The organism is Steroidobacter sp., from assembly GCF_036402275.1.
In the GTDB taxonomy this organism is placed as follows: domain Bacteria; phylum Pseudomonadota; class Gammaproteobacteria; order Steroidobacterales; family Steroidobacteraceae; genus Steroidobacter.
In genome coordinates this window covers 147702-163340 of the sequence record NZ_DASWTF010000041.1, presented here as the reverse complement: position 1 = coordinate 163340, position 15639 = coordinate 147702, and the positions used below count along the sequence as shown (strand labels likewise).

The window sequence follows — 15639 nt, the reverse complement described above, 5'->3', positions numbered from 1 at the left end:
CATCTGCGCACGGTAGATGTTGTGAAACATAGCTTCAGACTCGAGGCAGCAGACATGCATGAACAAGTCCCGACTGCTCGCTATGCAATCCTGGAGGCCCCCTCGACGTTTGGTTTGCGCTCTAGTGGCGTCGAGCAGCTTCCGGCCGTACTGCTCGGCCATGGGTTGGCGCAACGGCTGCGCGCTCGCGGGGCCGGACATGTCGAACCGGGCGTGCCGCGTAGTCCGGATCGCGACCCCGAAACCAAAGTAATGAACGCTGCCGCCATCGCCAGCTACACCAGGAAACTCGCGGATGCCGTGGGACCGCTGTTGAGCGACGGAGAATTTCCGATCGTGCTGGGCGGCGATTGTTCCATCGTTCTAGGCACTGCACTGGCGCTGCACCGACGCGGCCGGTATGGATTGCTGTTCATCGATGGCCAGGCCGACTTTTTTCAACCGGAGGCGGATCCCTACGGGGAAGCGGCATCGATGGACCTCGCGTTCGTCACGGGGCACGGACCTAGACTTCTTATCGACTTCGAAGGTCGTTCACCGCTCATCAAGCCGACCGATGCCGTGGCGTTTGGCTTTCGAGACGCTGAAGATCAAGCTGAATACGGCAGCCAGCCGCTGCCGAAGGAGCTGCGGTCATACGACCTGCCGACGATTCGCAAGATCGGCATCACCGCAGCAGCGCGGGAGGCAATCGCACACGTGAGCAGGGCCGAGCTGGACGGATTCTGGATACATGTGGATGCTGACTGTCTCGACGACGCCGTCATGCCCGCGGTGGATTTCCGACTACCGGGCGGCCTGCAACCCGAAGAGCTGGCGACGGTGCTGACGATGGCGCTCGCCAGCGGCCGCGCCGTCGGGCTCGAAGTCACCATCTACAACGCCGCATTGGATACCGATGGCCGCGCCGGAAAGGTCCTGGCCGATCTGCTTGTGAACGCGCTGGCAAGGCCAGTGGCAAGCGGCTAGCCCGACAGTTCTGTAATGCTTGATATAGAAAGGCTAGAATCATCGACCAGCGAATTCCTCCGCATATAGAGATCGATGCAGAAATCCGCGCGAACACCTCGCGTGAGCGAGCAAACACCAAGCCAGGTACGCGGGCGCCCACGAGCATTCGATAGAGAGACCGCGCTTGCTCGAGCTACACGCGTGTTCTGGGTCAAGGGCTATCAGGCGACTTCGATGGCAGACCTCACCGAGGCTATGGGTATTGGAGCACCTAGCCTGTACGCGGCATTTGGCTCGAAAGAGGCCCTCTACGCCGAGGCAATTCGTCATTACAGAGATAATTACGAGGGACTCTTCTGGACAAGATTCTATGCCGCGCGCACAGGGCGGGAAGCGATCGAGTGCCTTCTGCTGGATTCGGCCGCAGCCCTGAGCGGAGCTCGTGGCGACATCCCGAATGGATGTATGGTGGCGCTCTCATCTGTCGGGAGCGAGGGCAATGAGCAACTCGGCGAACTGGTACGTGCGGCGCGCGCCGGCGGATTGGACCGAGTGAAAGGTCGTCTGCGACAGGCGGTTGCGGACGGCGAGCTTCCGGCGTCTGCCGACCTCCACGCACTCGCTCGCTTTGTGCAAACAATCCAGGTAGGCATGTCGATTCTGGCGCGCGACGGCGCAACTCGCGCCGAGCTGGAAGCCGTCGCTCACACGTCGATGGCGAGCTGGGACGCGCTTATCAAAGTTCGTACAAACACTAAATCCACCTCCAGCCGCGCAAAGAAGTCGTCGCAAACTGCCGCGCGCTCCCTGAGCCGTGCACATCGCGGCGCTCCGAAGAAGTGACCCGGCCACCGCAGCGTAAAACGATTTCCTGATTTTTTGAATCGATCGCTACATAAAGCCATTGACTCTCGCGGTCCGCGCCTCTATCGTTTCTGTATCAGTCGTTACAGAAAGGATTTAGCGATGAGCGAATTGACAGGTAAACGCGCCCTCGTGACAGGCGCGTCGCGCGGTATCGGTGCGGCTATCGCATTGGCGCTCGCCGACAAGGGCGCGGACGTAGCAATCACATATGAACGTTCCGCCGATCGAGCCGCCGACGTCGTGCGCACAATCCAGAGCAAAGGCCGCAAGGCGCTTGCCATCCAGGCCGACGCCGCCGATCCAGCAGCGGTCAAGCGATCCGTCGACCAGGCCGCGGCCGCGCTCGACGGTCTCGACATTCTCGTCAACAACGCCGCAATCGCGCTTTACGCCTCGATCGCCGACGTGAGCGTCGCAGACATCGACGCGCTGCTGGACGTGAACGTGCGCTCGCCCGTGCTCGCTTCGCAGGCGGCCATTCCACATCTGCGAGCGGGAGGTCGCATCATCTCTATTGGCTCAGCCGGCGCCGAACGCATCGTTGGCGATACCGGTACGGTGTATTACATGACCAAATCCGCCCTTCACTCGTTCACGCGCGGCCTCGCTCGCGAGCTCGGTTCGCGCGATATCACCGTCAACCTGGTGCAACCGGGTTCCACCGACACCGATATGAATCCTGCGAATGGCGAGTTCGCTGAATTCCAGCGTTCCCTGATTCCTCTCGGTCGCTACGGTGAACCCAGAGATGTGGCGGCAGCCGTCGCCTTCCTCGCGAGCCCCGCAGCGAGGCACATTACCGGAGTCATTCTCAACGTCGATGGCGGCTTGAACACTTAACAGGAGCATTCCATGGCCCAGCGATCATTCGCGTCGATTGCCGAGAAGTTGCATACGCATGACCTTCACGCCGCCATCGGCGAGCTCAGGTAACTTTGCGAACCATGCCTGAACGTGAGGCGTGGCGTTGTGGGCCTCGAAGTCCGCTTGGCTGGCGAAGATCTCGTAGAAGATGAAATGCCCGGGCGCCTCGCGATTTTCATGCAGAAAGTACAGAAGATTGTTGGGCTCGGCACGGACCTTAGCCACCAGCGGGAGCGTAGCCTCGCGCAGTTCGCGCTCCTTGCCCGGCTTGGCGCGAACTTCCGCAACGATGGCAACGGCGCCCGCCGGGATTTCCTCATAGCGCACGACAGGGACCTCCGTCGCCATTGCCGACGCAATGCTCGCGATGCAGGTGACCAGGGCCAACATGACGGAACGGATCGACCATGAGCGATGCATGACGTTTCTCCATGGGCTTGTTGAATGACCTTTCATGAGTTCTGCAGCCAGTTGCCGTGGAAGCCCGGCGGCACGATGTGCGGAATGCGGATGCTGGCCTGAGGCGCATCCGCGAAGTTGCGGGCGTCGAGGATCGTCAGCTCGGTCGTCCTCGCCTTCGCATCGATGACGAAGCCGATCAGCCAGCCCTCGTCCTCCTCGGCCTGCGCGTGGGCGGGAACGAACATGAATTCGCATGGATGGCGTTGCGGCCCGAAGTCGTGGGTCTGGCGCGTGCCGGCCTCCAGGTCGTGTTTGTAAAGGCCCGATCCCAGAAACCAGCCGGTCATGGTCATCGTGTACGCATAGCGATAGGGCTGGCCTAGCCGCCGTTCATCCGGGCGGGGAAATTCCTGCGGGGTCGAATCGATCGTGACACGCTCGACTCGCTTCGTTGCCGGGTCGATCATCCAACGTTCCAGAGCACAGCGTTGCGAATCCGGGCCGGCTTTGATTCTGGAAAACATCCGGTCGTGGACGATCACGTCCAGAATGACGGAGCCATTGGCCGCGTCGTAACTGTTGACGGCGTGGAACACATAGCACGGATCGATTGAGCACCAGATGATATCCCGGGCTTCGCCTTCCCTCGGCAGCAGTCCCACGCGCGCCGCATGCGACGGGTTCCACCTATACGGAAATGGGTGGCGGGTGATGCCCGCCCACAGTGAAAACGTGACGGGTAAGTCGAGAATGATCGCGAAGCGCTTTGTGAACGCGCAGTCGTGGATCATCGGACCATGTTCGATGGGAATGGTCACTTCGCGACGGACCTTCCCTTCGTGCGTGACCACCACATAGCGGATCGCACGCCTGCGACTCACGTCGTAGCAGATGCCATGCATTTCGCCGGTCAGCGGATCGACATGCGGATGAGCTGTGAAACTGCCGTGAAGCGTGCCGCCGAAGTCCGTGTAGCGCAGCGTCCTGAGCCTCTCATCGATCTCGACGGGCGTGCTGCCGGCTTCGACCAGGCCGAGTGTCTTGCCGGCGAAGCGGACGACGTTGGTATTGACCGTGTCGAACGCATTGCGTGGTCCTTCGACCCGCGCTTCGCCAAGAGCTTTGCTCACCGCGGTCGAACGGATCCAGCGGTTGCGGTACCACACGGCCCGCCCCTTCTCGATCCGGATCCCATGGATCATGCCGTCACCCGAGAACCAGTGATACCGTGCCGGGCTCGGCTTCATCGGGTTCGGCCCCATCCGCAGGTAACGTCCGTCGAGCGCGGGCGGTATCGTGCCGGTGACGGGCAGATCTTCTATCGTCAGCTCCTTCTGCATCGGCGTGTGAACGCCGCTCAGGTAGGGATTGCCGGGGCCCGCGGAATGACGCATGTTCGATTTCCCTCGCGCGCGTTGCTACTGATTTGAGACAAACGTCAGCCGCGTTGTCGCCGACGGCCTGCCAGCGCGTTGTCGAATGTTTGCTTTACTGGCCCCAGCGCCTGGACGAACTCCAGTTGTTCGCCTTCGGAGCCCTTGCAATAGATCAGCCGCCATCCGTTCGACTTGCCTTCGGTGATGCCGTTGCTGTTTGCCTCCAGCGGCGCGGCCAGCCGCTCCTTCTCCGTGGTCACCGTGATCACGCGATTGGCGCGGACCTGTGTCATGCCACGTCGCGCCGCCTCAGCTTCCAGATCGGCGATGAACTGGTTGAAATCGACATCGTCGCGAATGTGAAAGCAGATATGCATCATGCGCGGGAAGGCGGGGCTCATGTGATCGAGAGGCTCGGCGAAGGCGGCGCCACTGCCGGCGGGCTGCTCCGAGTCGCGGTACTGCAGAAGCTCGATCACGACGTTGTCGAATTGTATGAAGCGAACATCGAGGCGCTGCGCGCCGCCTTTGAGATCCGGCACTCCCATCGTGCGCGGATTGACTCCGCGCGCACGCGCTTCGATTTCCTGATCGGTCAACAGCGTGTTGTGAATGCGTTCGCCGTGGAAGTCGCCATCTCGCATCACTTCTGTTCCGCCGAGCACTTCGGTGTAGAACGCAAAGGCGCGATCCATGTTTTGCACCGTGAGCCCGAAGTGCTGCACGCCCTGCAGGCGCATGCCGAGCGGCCCACCGGTTCGGGCCGTCCCGGCGATCGGACGCGAATCCGAGGCGGCATTCACCGTGCCGCCGGTTGCGGCCAGCAAACCACCCACTACCGCGAGCCCGGTGCCTTGGAGCAAAGAGCGCCGCTGGAAATCTGTGTCGTCAATGTTCTTGTGGTCGGACATGTTGTATCTCCTGGGATCTCCATAAACGGATGGTGGCGATGGATGCCTGTGTATATCCCGGCGGCTCGGTGTCTCCGCCGAAGCGGGCGCCGCTCGAGATGGTATTGGTCGTCAGCAGCCCGCCAACGAACGGCGCGGACAGACCGCTCAAGATGAGGTGACACCGGACTGGAAACAGGCCGCTCTCGGGAAAATCAATCGCGAGCGCAAGGCACTCGCCTGTGCCGCGGAAGGAAATGGCATCCAGCTGGACCTCCGCATAGAAATTTTGCCGCGCACGGTCTTGCGTCGGGCCGAAGCAGGCGCGGAGCTCAGCCACGCGTGTGTGCTTCGAATCGATGAGCCTTCCGTCGTCAGTGCGTGCACTGACACTCCAGAACGAGAAAGATCGCTCGGCGTCAGTGGAGAATGGCTCGAAGCCTGTCTTCGATGCAGCACACCCGTCGGTGACGGGCGTCCGCTGTTCTCGGATGCTGCGCAAGATATAAATATCTTCGAGCTGAGCAGCCATCGTCGAGTCACGTCGAACCCAGCCGATCGCTGGTGCGTGCAGGCTGTGGATGTAAAGCCGGTCCGCTGTCTCCGTGACGCCGGTCGTCTCAGGGTAGGCGCCCTCCGGATCCTGGAGATCCTCGGTGACACGGCCGCCTTCATCGAAGGCAAACACATGCCCGTAGGGCTCGCCCACCGGCAACATCGACCTCGGTAGCCTCAGCAACACCTTTCGTAGGAAAGGCTTTTGCGAGAGCGCGTCCGCCGCGGAATTACGCGGCCTGAACAGCCCCACCCAAATGCGCCCTTCACGCCCTCGCATCAAGTTGTCGGGATAGCCGGGTAGATTGTCTAGCAGCACTCTCGCCTGCTCGGAGCCGCTGCGCACATCCAGATCACGCGCTCCGCTATCGACCGCCCAGATGCGGTAACGGCCGGTCTCGGCGACAAACAAGGCGCGCCCATCGGACGACAAGACAATTCCGTTCGCGAACGAAAGCCCATGCGCCACGACGCGCGTGCTCGCGGTGACAGGATCGTAGGCGAGCACACGACCGGAGGCGGCCTGTTCGAGGATGTCGAGCACGCTCGCTTCATAAGTGCCACCCCATTGCGCGGGCGAGAAATGTGTAGACGAGTCGGTGAAATAAATATTCCCGTCCGGCGCGACGACGACTGAGTTCGCATAGCCCACCGGATCACCGTCGCCAACGCGCTCAGTCAGTAAGCGCACGCTCCCATCGGTGTCGATGGCGAGCAGTCCCTTCATGGCATCCGCCGCGATCATTCGACCCTCGGCATCGAAAGCGAACCCGAGCACTCGTCCACCGGTGTTGGCGAAGATCTGCTGATTGCTGCCGTCAGGCTCCATGCGCAGCAGATTGCCGCTGGTCATTGCCGCGTACAGCTTGCCGTCCGGACCGATCGCGATGTGCTCCGGGCCAAACTCTGTTTCGATGTCGATCGTGTGCAAGCCAGACAAGCGAGTGTTCGGCGCATGAGCGCCGGTATAGCCAGGCGGTGTCGAAGCCGGCCACGAGACCGGCTCCGCGGGAACGGGCCAGAGGCACAGGTACGCAACGACTCCCAACAACACGAGTCCGCCGGCGACCGTGAGTGTTCGAACAGTCATTGCGCTCACCTCCTGTGTTCCGAGATGTTTGCTATTGAGCGAGATAGCCGCCGTCGATCACCAGCTCCGCGCCGGTGACATAGCTCGATTCGTCAGAAGCGAGGAAAAGGCAACCGTATGCGACCTCGACCGGTTGCCCGCCGCGCTTCATCGGCGTCGCGGCGATGACGACCTGATTGAGCTCGGGCGCCTGTGTATCGGTGAGCGGCGTGTGAATGAAGCCGGGGTGTACCGAATTCACGCGAATGCCATCGCGAACGTACGTCATGGCTGCGTTTTTCGACATGTTGCGGACGGCCCCCTTCGCAGCGTGATAGGAATGCGCGCCTGCCACGGCCGAACTGCCCCAGATCGATGAGATATTGACGATGGAGCCTGATTTCTGCCTTCGCATGACACGAACGGCCTCGCGCATGCCGAGAAACACGCCGGTCTGGTCGACTGCGATCATCCGCAGCCACGCCTGTAGCGTGAGCTCGTCCAGCGGTTCGTAGGCGATGATGCCCGCGTTGTTGACCAGCACATCGAGCCGACCGCTGCGTTCGATCACTGCGTCGACGGCGTTCTCCCAGTCCTGCTCCTGGGTGACATCGAGGATCAATGACTGGACGCCCGGCGGATAGTCGTTGTTCGGCGCTGCTACGTCGCTCGCGAAGACCGTGGCGCCTTCCTTAGCAAAGAGATCTGCAATGGCGTAGCCGATGCCGCTCGCGGCGCCGGTAATCAGCGCGGTCTTTCCGGAAAGTCTCATTGGATACCTCGTGCCATTGCTTGAGCGCACGATAGGAATACTCCCGTGCCACAATCCCCTGCCAGTTAAACAAGGTTAAAAATGGGGTGGCAGCGTCGCTGACGCTTACCTGCCGCGGCCGATCGATGCCATGATCGCGGCATGGAAAACTCAGCAAACATTCGCGACACGGCGCTGGCCGCTTCGACGCCTTCGGCGTCGGCCGGCTGGTACGCCGTGGCCATGCTTTGCGCCGCGCTGCTGCTCTCGTTCACCGACCGGCTCATCATCAATCTGGTCGTCGATCCGATCAGAACTGACCTGAGCTTGTCCGATGTGAAGATCAGCTTGCTCCAGGGCGCCGGGTTCGCCGTGATCTTCGCGCTTGCGGGCTTGCCCTGCGGACGCCTGGCGGATTCGATCAATTGCCGCAACCTGATCGCGGCCGGCGTGACGCTGTGGTCGGGAGCAACGATCGCCTGTGGACTCGCGGTCGATTTCTGGAGCTTTTTCGCCGCGCGCGTCGCTGTGGGATTGGGCGAAGCCGCGCTGGTGCCCGCAGCATCGTCGCTCATCATCGACTTGTTCTCGCCCCATCGCCGAGGTCTCGCGCTTGGAATGTTTTCGCTCGGCGCGACCTTCGGTACCGGCGCCGCTCTCTTCATCGGCGGAGTGTTGTTGGGCTGGATCGACGCAGGCTGGTTCAGCTCGGTTCCTTCGATCGGCGCGTTGGCGCCGTGGCGCCTGTTGATGATTCTGGTGGGGCTCCCCGGCTTCGCCCTGCTCCCGTTACTGTTGCTGATTGCCGAACCGCCGCGGCGTCACACCACGGGCCTGCTGGCGCTGTCTGCCGTATTCGGACGATTGCTCGCCAACAATGCGACGGTGCTGCGCGTTTGTTTGGTGAAGGGTGTGCTTGGGGCCGGCGACTACGCATTGATCGCCTGGCTGCCGACATTGCTCCAGCGGGCATACGGCATGACGCCCCTCGAGGCCGGCAGCATGGTCGGCCTGGCAATAACGATCAGCGGTGTCACGGCCTCCTTGGCGGGTGGCGCTCTATCCGATGCAATCGCGCGCCGCTGGGGCATGCGGACGCGCGTGGTGCTGTTACTGGGGTGTTATACGTTGACGATCGCGGGGGCAGCTTCGATCTTGTTCGCCGACACCGGTCAGCAAGCCGCTCTGGCCTTTGCCATTTGGGCGCTGGGCTCGATTGGCGGATATGTGGTCGGACATGTGGTCATGCAGGAAAATGTTCCCAACGAGATGCGCGCCACCACTATTGCTCTGTCGCTGACCGTGACTGCATTGATCGGCATCGGTCTCGGTCCGACATTGGTGCCGCTGGTCGTGGCACATGGCTTCGGCGGCGACGGTAAGCTTCAATCGGCCATGGGCACGGTCAGTCTGGTGGCCTCGCTACTTGCCTTCATCGTGATCTGGCCGCCGATTCGCGACGGATTTCGATCAGCTCGCGCGCGCGTATGAGATCGCCCGTTGAGAACCCCTCGCGGAATTGGCCATACGCCGTTTGCAGCATGTCTTCGGCTTCATCGTCACCGCCATGACGCCGAAGTAGCTTCACCAGGCTGGCGGCGGACCGCAGCTCCCATGAAAGCGCATCGTCTCGACGCGCCCGATCGATCGACTGCCGGTAGCATTGCACTGCCTGCTCGACGGCGTCCGGCATCGCCGAGCAAAGAACATTTCCTTTGATCCGCAACATCTCAGGTATCCCTACCACTTGCCCGCGCTCTTCCGAGAGTGCGATGGCCTCATCGATACAGGCGAGCCCCCCACGCAAATCTCCCGCGCGCGCCAGCGCCTCGCCGTAGTTGGTCAAATAGTTGGGATATCGCATGCGGAATCCGCTCTCGCGCACTTCCGCCATCGCCGCGAGATGGGCGGCCAGATCGATGGGCCTGTGAGTATAAAGATTGAGACGGGTTTGCACGCAGGTCGCCATCGCGCGCCAGATGGTCAGGCCATGCCTGGTCGCGTGCCCTACGCCGCGATCGAGGTAATGGCCCGCGGCGACGTAATCACGCACGTAGAGAGAGACAACGAGCGAACCGTGCACGAGCGCGTAGCAGAGTGATACGGCATAGTTGGATGCCTCCGCCTCCGCGAGCTGCAGTCGCGCCATCTCCGTGGCTCGATCCGGGAATCCCTGCAGCCACAAGACCGTCGCGAGCGAACCGCGCGCCGTCAGCCGCTGATCGAATTCAAAGCGTGCGGCGCCGCAGCGCGGATCGGAATCGATCCGCCGATGGACAATGTTCTCGAGCCGCTGACGAGATGCGGCCAGGGCGCCGAGCCAGGACAACGCAGACCCGGCATGCGCATCGGCATCGGAGCGAGTTGCGCCGGGTCCACTATCCGCGATTGCGCCGATCTTCTCGGCAACGGCGATGGCCGAATGCGAATCGCCAGTCCAGAGCTCATATTCCGCAAGACCGCGCAGCGCTTGCAGCTGCGCCGTCATATCACCCAACGCCTCACTGATGGCAAGCGCCTCGGCGAACGACGACTTCACGCGAAGCTGAGGCCCGCGTGTGTGCAACAGTGTCGAGCCGAGCGCCAGCTTGAGCACCAGGTTCTGTCGGTCGGTGCGCACTGTCTCAAAGCGCTCTTCGAGTGCTCGCTCAACTGCCAGGCGACATTCCTCCAGGAGCGACAGTTGTCCCCAGAACGGAAATGCCGCGACCGTCAGATCGATGCCGAGAGCGGCATCGCGCGGACTGCTCAAAGCCCAATTGAGAGCATCGCGAATGTCATCGATCTTGGCCCCATAACAGTCGAGCCATTCATCCCTCCCGAGCATATCGATGCGGGCTTTCGCCTGCCTCGCGACCTCGAGGAAGTGGTTCGCGTGTCGCCTGCGCGCAGCGTCCAGCTCGTCGGCCGCGATCAGCTTTTCATATGCATAGGCGCGCGTGGTATCGAGCAACCGGAATTCCACTTCGGCATCGCGAGGGTCCGCGGCAACGAGTGACTTCTCCACGAGATTGGCCAGATCGTCCACCACCGTGTCCCGCTCGGTGGATAGATCGAGCGCGACGGCGCGCGCCGATGCGAGTACGAATGAGCCCGCCAGGACCGAAAGCCGCCGCATCGCTCGTTGCTCGCTCTCGGACAGCAGATCGTGGCTCCAGTCGATCGCCGCCATGAGCGTACGGTGACGTTCCGGGCCAGCCCGTCGCTGGATCGACAGATGAAAGCGCCGGTCGAATTGCTCGAGTACGCCGCCGATGCCGAGCATGTCGACCCGCGTCGCGACGAGCTCGATCGCCAGCGGCAGTCCATCGAGCCTTCGGCAGATGTCAGCGACGACGGGCGCGTCCGCGTCGCTGAGAACGAATGATTCCACCCTGTCGGTCGCACGCTCGACAAACAGCTGAACCGCCGGAAAGGCGAGCGCGTCGCTCGCCAGCAGGCCGGCCGAGTCCGGCGGCAAGTCGAGCCCCGGTAACCTTCTGACCCGCTCACCCTTCAATCGCAGCGGCTCCCGGCTCGTTGCCAGGATCTTCACGCCGGCGGTATCCGTCAGCAGGCGTTCCGCGCAGGCGGCAACAGCGTCGATGATATGTTCGCATTCGCAGCTATCGAGGACGATCAACATCTCACGATCGCGCAGATACTCACACAATGCGGCCAGCATGTTGGCCGAATGCGCCGTCAAGCCGATGGCGGCCGCGAGCACGTTCGCGACCAGCGATGGATCCTTCAGCGGCGCCAGTTCGACCAACCAGACGCCGTCCTTCATGGCCGCGATGCATTGTTCGGCGACGGCTAGCGCGACGGTCGTCTTACCGATGCCACCGGGACCCACCAACGATATGAGTCTGCAATCCGCCAGTTCGCGGCGGACAGCTTCGATCGCCTCCGTCCTGCCGACGACGCGCGTCGTCCCGTTTGGAAGGTTATGGTTGCGCTTGCCGGTGTTGCCGACGCCGGGCGGCGCACCGCTTCGGCCGAAGGCCCGCACGGGTGCTACGAAGCGATAGCCCCGCCCCGTCACCGTGGCGACATACTGCGTATCGGAGCCTTCGCGCAGCAGCCGACGCAGGGCCACCATGTTGACCTTGAGATTGTCTTCCTCGACGACTCTGCCTGGCCACACGCGCGCGAACAGTTCTTGCTTGGTGACGACCTCTCCGGGGCGCTCGACGAGCGCCGTCAGAATATCCAGCGCTCGGCTTCCGATCCGGACCGGCGTCTGTCCTTGCAGAAGCAGCTGGCGCTCGGGGAGCAGCACGAATGGACCGAACGCGTAGGATCCCGGCGCGCGTTCGCCCTGTCCATCCGTCACTGTCTCGTGCTCTCGTTTCAAAACCGATATCCAATCCCGACACCATACGTGCGCGGTTCGTTCATGACCTCGAACATCGACGCTGGCCCCACACGAGCGGCGAACTCGAGAAATCTGTCGTCGGTCAAGTTTCGGCCGTAGACAAAGAACTCGGGACCGTTGCGCATCTGGAATGCGATGCGTGCGCGTAACCTACCCCAACATCCGCTGCTTGCCACTTGCTCATTAGCGGCTCCGACATAAAACATGCTCGTGGAAAAGCCGTACGACGCGGTGGCGGTTATCCGGCCGGACCCCAGCTGAGTCTGGTGAGCGATTTCTACGCCACCCGACCAGGTCGGCGCGAGGTTCAGGCGGTTGCCGGATCGGTCCGCCAATCGAGGAGAGCATAACGCGTCGGAGCCCTGCGGCTCTGCTGCGCTGATCGGCTGGCAAAACTGCCGGTACCGGGCGTGCAGATAGGTAGCCTGGCTGCTGATCGAGAAACCTCCTGGCAGCTTCGCACTCATGCTCACTTCCGCACCCTGAAGCGCGGCTGCGGCCGCATTGTCGACCCGTGCGAGGCCCAGGCCGATGGTGCTTCGAATCTGAATGTCACTGTAATCATAATGAAACGCGGCGGCGTCGAACGTCACGCGTTGATAGAAGAGCCCAATCTTCGCGCCGGCTTCGTACGCCCACAACGTCTCCGCGGCGAACGTGTTGCTCGTCGTCGCAAGCGCGCCCGGGGCGAAGTTGAAACCCGGCGGTTGGTAGCCGCGACTGGCCTTGGCATAGAACATGACGTCAGGTTGCATTCGATACATCACGGTCAAGCTTGGAATGACCACATCGTCCTCGACCCGCCCCGATAACAACCGCCCGGGCGTCGGCGCTGCTCGGTAATCGATCGTGAAATCGCGACGCTCGTTGTCGTAGCGCAGACCTCCGACAACGGTGAGCTGCTCAGCAAGATCCGCCTCGAGTTGCGCGAACGCAGCCCAGGCCGTCAAGTCACTGGTATCGAGCAGATGGTCAAAGCTGGGACGCGTGCTGGGCGGGCTGGTTGAAAGCCCATAGCTTGCCTGCTCTTTGAACCAGTTCGCACCAGCTGTCGCGCGCACTCGACTACCAGTAAAGACCCCGCGAATCTCCTGGCTGTAGATCGCGCTCTCGTTGTCCGCTCCCGTCACAAAGAATGGCTGCTCGGAAGCGTCTGCATCGTAAACCGTGGCGGTGCCGATATCCCGCCAGCTGGAAATCGAGACGAGCTCGAGCGAGTCGAGAACCCGGCGGCGAAGTCTCAGCGCGACTCCTTTGTTGACGGTCCGGCGCATGGTTTGCGCCTCGCTGCTCGCGTCGCTGGCAAACTCCTCTGGATCGCCGAAGCCAACGAACGCTCCCGATGCCGCGAAGGCGTTCTTGAAGATGGGTGTCGCCTCGTCGCCAGTGTAGTCACCGGCCAGCACGGCTTCGAATGCGTCGTCGCGCGACTGATATTGGAATCTTCCGCGAACGGTATGAGCGTCGCGGCTGTTCGATAGATTGCCAGTGACGGTATTTCGTATGTAGCCCTCATGGCGGTGATAGCTCGCTGAAACTCCCGCGGAAAAGCCGCCGCCGAGCGGCGTCCGAACCGACCCGCGCGCGGAAACTTCGTCGAGACTGCCTACGCTCAACTCGCCGCCGCCCTCCATGAGCGAGCCCGGCGTCCGCGTGATGATGTTGATCGCGCCGGCGGTCGCGTTGCGGCCATAGAGCGTTCCCTGCGGTCCACGCAGGACTTCTATGCGCTCCACGTCGTCGAGCCCGAAGAAGGCTGCGTCCGGGCGGGAAAGGTAGACGTCATCGAGATAGATGGCGACCGGCTGCCCCGAGCCGATGGGAAGCACTTGACCTGCGACACCTCGGATGGAGACGAGATTGCTGGCATTCCCTCCCGTGAATCCCGCGATCGACAAACCGGGAACCGCGCCAACCAGGTCCGATAAATCCACCGTGTTACGTGCGGCAAGCGCATCGTCACCAATAGCCGTAAGCGCGATCGGAACGTCCTGCGGGTTTTGTTCGCGTCGCTGTACAGTGACGATCAGCGTTTCCAGGATTTCCGTCTCGGCCTGCCGAGCCGAGCCGATGGCCGCGCTTTCGTGAGCTACGAGTCGCTCCGGAACAGCGACCAGTGTCATGAGCGGCACGAGAATCGACCTGGCGCGGATGACGCTCCGGCTTGGAGTCATCCAAAGGACATATCGGCGCGGAAGGCTCGTTGACCGCTGCGTGATGGTCATGAATAGACCGTACGTGGAGAGTTTCCGATTCTCCACGGAGATGACGCGAAGGTCCACGCCGAACTGCCTTGCGAACCATGCCTGAACGTGAGGCGGGTAGTCCTGGGCGCGCCGGGCGCCCAGGAACCAGGCGGTGAATCAGTTCGTGCGGTGGGATCAGCGGGCGCTTGAAGGGAAACGGGTCCCGGTGATCTCTTCGCTGATCGTCCACAGACGGGCAGCAGTCGCTGCATCCTTCGCCGCGGCCGGAACGGTCGCTATGCCCAGCGGCCCACGAATTTCCTGCTCGCCAGTCGGGCCGTAGTAGGTACCGCCTCGCGCTTCGGGGGCAGTGGCCGCATACAGTGTCGGCACTGCTCCCTGAGCCGCGGTCTGCATGTTATTGCGCATGGCGGACCACTGACGGCCCTGTTCGCTGTCGAGGCCGGGGCCACGCGCAACCAGTTCAGTCACCGCGACGCCGGGATGGGCGGCCATGCTTTGAATTCCCCAGCCCGCGGCATCGCTGCGACGCTGCAGCTCGAGGGCAAACATCAGACACGCCAGCTTGGACTGCGCATAGGCTGCAAAAGGAACGTACGCCTGCGTCGATTGCAGATCGTCGAGGTTCATGCTGCCGCGATGAACCGCAATGCTGGACAGCGTGACCACGCGTGGAGAATCGCTCTTGCGCAGCAGTGGCAACAGTTCGGCGGTCAGAACGAAGTGTCCCGCGTAGTTAGTCGCGAACTGCATCTCGAGGCCGTCCGCGGATGTGCCACGCTGCGGCGGGGCCATGATGGCTGCGTTGTTGATCAAGACATCTAATCGCGGCAGCGTGGAGCCGAGACGTTTGCCCAGTGCGCGAACCGTGGACAGATCGGACAGATCGACACTTTCGAACTGCACCTGCGCGTTCGGCACTTCCTGTTTGATCCGCTCGATCGCTTCCTGCCCTCGCTGCGCGTTACGCGCGGCGATGACAACCTGTGCGCCCGCGGCCGTTAATGCCTTGGCGTCTTCAAACCCCATCCCGCTGGTTCCGCCGGTCACCAGGAAGATGCGCCCCTTCTGTGAAGGCATCTCGGCCACGCTCCAGTCGGGTTTGGGCGAGCCCTGCGCGAGCGCGCTGCCCGTGACGATAAGGCCGGTCATCAGCACACCTAACGCGCCGAGACGGCTTCGCCATCCGGAACGTGTCGCACGCGCGTTCTTGATTCGCAGTACGTCGATCATCCTTCTGTCCTCAATCTATAACGATGCTTCCGATCACGAAGGCTGCATTGTCTTGCTGGTGTGATTAATTCGAGTTTAAGGCGAAGGACGATTAAAGAGTTTTTAAACACCGAACCG

At 62.2% G+C, this 15639-nt stretch carries 12 protein-coding genes; 4 read left to right on the top strand and 8 right to left on the bottom strand.

Annotated features, from left to right (window positions below; translation table 11 throughout):
- Positions 1-54 precede the first annotated feature (54 nt).
- The 3 genes from VGD45_RS26060 (at position 55) to VGD45_RS26050 (ending at position 2658) form a co-directional block, all read left to right on the top strand.
- A complete protein-coding gene (locus tag VGD45_RS26060; RefSeq protein WP_331158304.1) occupies positions 55-969 on the top strand; it encodes an arginase family protein in 915 nt (304 codons plus the stop codon).
- A 75-nt stretch (positions 970-1044) separates the two neighbouring features.
- Positions 1045-1794: a TetR/AcrR family transcriptional regulator gene (locus tag VGD45_RS26055; protein ID WP_331158303.1), complete on the top strand. Its 750-nt coding sequence runs from the start codon at positions 1045-1047 to the stop codon at positions 1792-1794.
- Positions 1795-1917: 123 nt separating this feature from the next.
- The gene (locus tag VGD45_RS26050; RefSeq protein ID WP_331158302.1) at positions 1918-2658 is read left to right on the top strand and encodes an SDR family NAD(P)-dependent oxidoreductase; all 741 of its coding nucleotides are present in this window, start codon (positions 1918-1920) and stop codon (positions 2656-2658) included.
- Between the two features lie 24 nt (positions 2659-2682).
- Here the strand turns inward: VGD45_RS26050 and VGD45_RS26045 are convergent, their stop codons facing one another.
- The 5 genes from VGD45_RS26045 to VGD45_RS26025 form a co-directional block, all read right to left on the bottom strand.
- On the bottom strand, positions 2683-3072 hold the full coding sequence (locus VGD45_RS26045) for a putative quinol monooxygenase (protein ID WP_414717611.1): 390 nt from the start codon (positions 3070-3072) through the stop codon (positions 2683-2685).
- 62 nt (positions 3073-3134) lie between these two features.
- Positions 3135-4478, bottom strand: a complete 1344-nt coding sequence (locus VGD45_RS26040) for a carotenoid oxygenase family protein (RefSeq protein ID WP_331158300.1) — start codon at positions 4476-4478, stop codon at positions 3135-3137.
- 44 nt (positions 4479-4522) lie between these two features.
- On the bottom strand, positions 4523-5371 hold the full coding sequence (locus VGD45_RS26035; RefSeq protein ID WP_331158299.1) for a VOC family protein: 849 nt from the start codon (positions 5369-5371) through the stop codon (positions 4523-4525).
- On the bottom strand, positions 5349-6995 hold the full coding sequence (locus tag VGD45_RS26030; protein ID WP_331158298.1) for an SMP-30/gluconolactonase/LRE family protein: 1647 nt from the start codon (positions 6993-6995) through the stop codon (positions 5349-5351). The genes VGD45_RS26035 and VGD45_RS26030 overlap by 23 nt, the downstream gene beginning before the upstream one ends.
- A gap of 31 nt (positions 6996-7026) precedes the next feature.
- Positions 7027-7746 (bottom strand): SDR family NAD(P)-dependent oxidoreductase, encoded by a 720-nt coding sequence (locus VGD45_RS26025; RefSeq protein ID WP_331158297.1) that lies wholly within the window; start codon positions 7744-7746, stop codon positions 7027-7029.
- Positions 7747-7887: 141 nt separating this feature from the next.
- Between VGD45_RS26025 and VGD45_RS26020 the strand changes: the two genes are divergently transcribed.
- Positions 7888-9216, top strand: coding sequence for an MFS transporter (locus VGD45_RS26020; RefSeq protein ID WP_331158296.1), 1329 nt, complete (start codon positions 7888-7890; stop codon positions 9214-9216).
- On the opposite strand, the gene VGD45_RS26015 is transcribed toward VGD45_RS26020, so the two are convergent.
- From VGD45_RS26015 to VGD45_RS26005, 3 genes are all read right to left on the bottom strand, one after another.
- The gene (locus VGD45_RS26015; protein ID WP_331158295.1) at positions 9158-12061 is read right to left on the bottom strand and encodes an ATP-binding protein; all 2904 of its coding nucleotides are present in this window, start codon (positions 12059-12061) and stop codon (positions 9158-9160) included. The two genes, VGD45_RS26020 and VGD45_RS26015, sit on opposite strands and share 59 nt — an antisense overlap.
- A complete protein-coding gene (locus tag VGD45_RS26010) occupies positions 12058-14205 on the bottom strand; it encodes a TonB-dependent receptor (RefSeq protein WP_331158294.1) in 2148 nt (715 codons plus the stop codon). The genes VGD45_RS26015 and VGD45_RS26010 overlap by 4 nt, the downstream gene beginning before the upstream one ends.
- 258 nt (positions 14206-14463) lie before the next feature.
- Positions 14464-15522 carry an SDR family oxidoreductase gene (locus tag VGD45_RS26005; RefSeq protein WP_331158293.1) on the bottom strand — a complete coding sequence of 353 codons (1059 nt, stop codon included), beginning with the start codon at positions 15520-15522 and terminating at the stop codon, positions 14464-14466.
- Positions 15523-15639: the final 117 nt, after the last annotated feature.

What these genes read in the sequence shown, in the direction of transcription:
- VGD45_RS26060 (WP_331158304.1), top strand. Translation starts at nt 55, where the DNA reads ATGCATGAACAAGTCCCGACTGCTCGCTATGCAATCCTGGAGGCCCCC.
- VGD45_RS26055 (WP_331158303.1), top strand. Translation starts at nt 1,045, where the DNA reads ATGCAGAAATCCGCGCGAACACCTCGCGTGAGCGAGCAAACACCAAGC.
- VGD45_RS26050 (WP_331158302.1), top strand. Translation starts at nt 1,918, where the DNA reads ATGAGCGAATTGACAGGTAAACGCGCCCTCGTGACAGGCGCGTCGCGC.
- VGD45_RS26045 (WP_414717611.1), bottom strand. Translation starts at nt 3,072, where the DNA reads ATGTTGGCCCTGGTCACCTGCATCGCGAGCATTGCGTCGGCAATGGCG.
- VGD45_RS26040 (WP_331158300.1), bottom strand. Translation starts at nt 4,478, where the DNA reads ATGCGTCATTCCGCGGGCCCCGGCAATCCCTACCTGAGCGGCGTTCAC.
- VGD45_RS26035 (WP_331158299.1), bottom strand. Translation starts at nt 5,371, where the DNA reads ATGTCCGACCACAAGAACATTGACGACACAGATTTCCAGCGGCGCTCT.
- VGD45_RS26030 (WP_331158298.1), bottom strand. Translation starts at nt 6,995, where the DNA reads ATGACTGTTCGAACACTCACGGTCGCCGGCGGACTCGTGTTGTTGGGA.
- VGD45_RS26025 (WP_331158297.1), bottom strand. Translation starts at nt 7,746, where the DNA reads ATGAGACTTTCCGGAAAGACCGCGCTGATTACCGGCGCCGCGAGCGGC.
- VGD45_RS26020 (WP_331158296.1), top strand. Translation starts at nt 7,888, where the DNA reads ATGGAAAACTCAGCAAACATTCGCGACACGGCGCTGGCCGCTTCGACG.
- VGD45_RS26010 (WP_331158294.1), bottom strand. Translation starts at nt 14,205, where the DNA reads ATGACACTGGTCGCTGTTCCGGAGCGACTCGTAGCTCACGAAAGCGCG.
- VGD45_RS26005 (WP_331158293.1), bottom strand. Translation starts at nt 15,522, where the DNA reads ATGATCGACGTACTGCGAATCAAGAACGCGCGTGCGACACGTTCCGGA.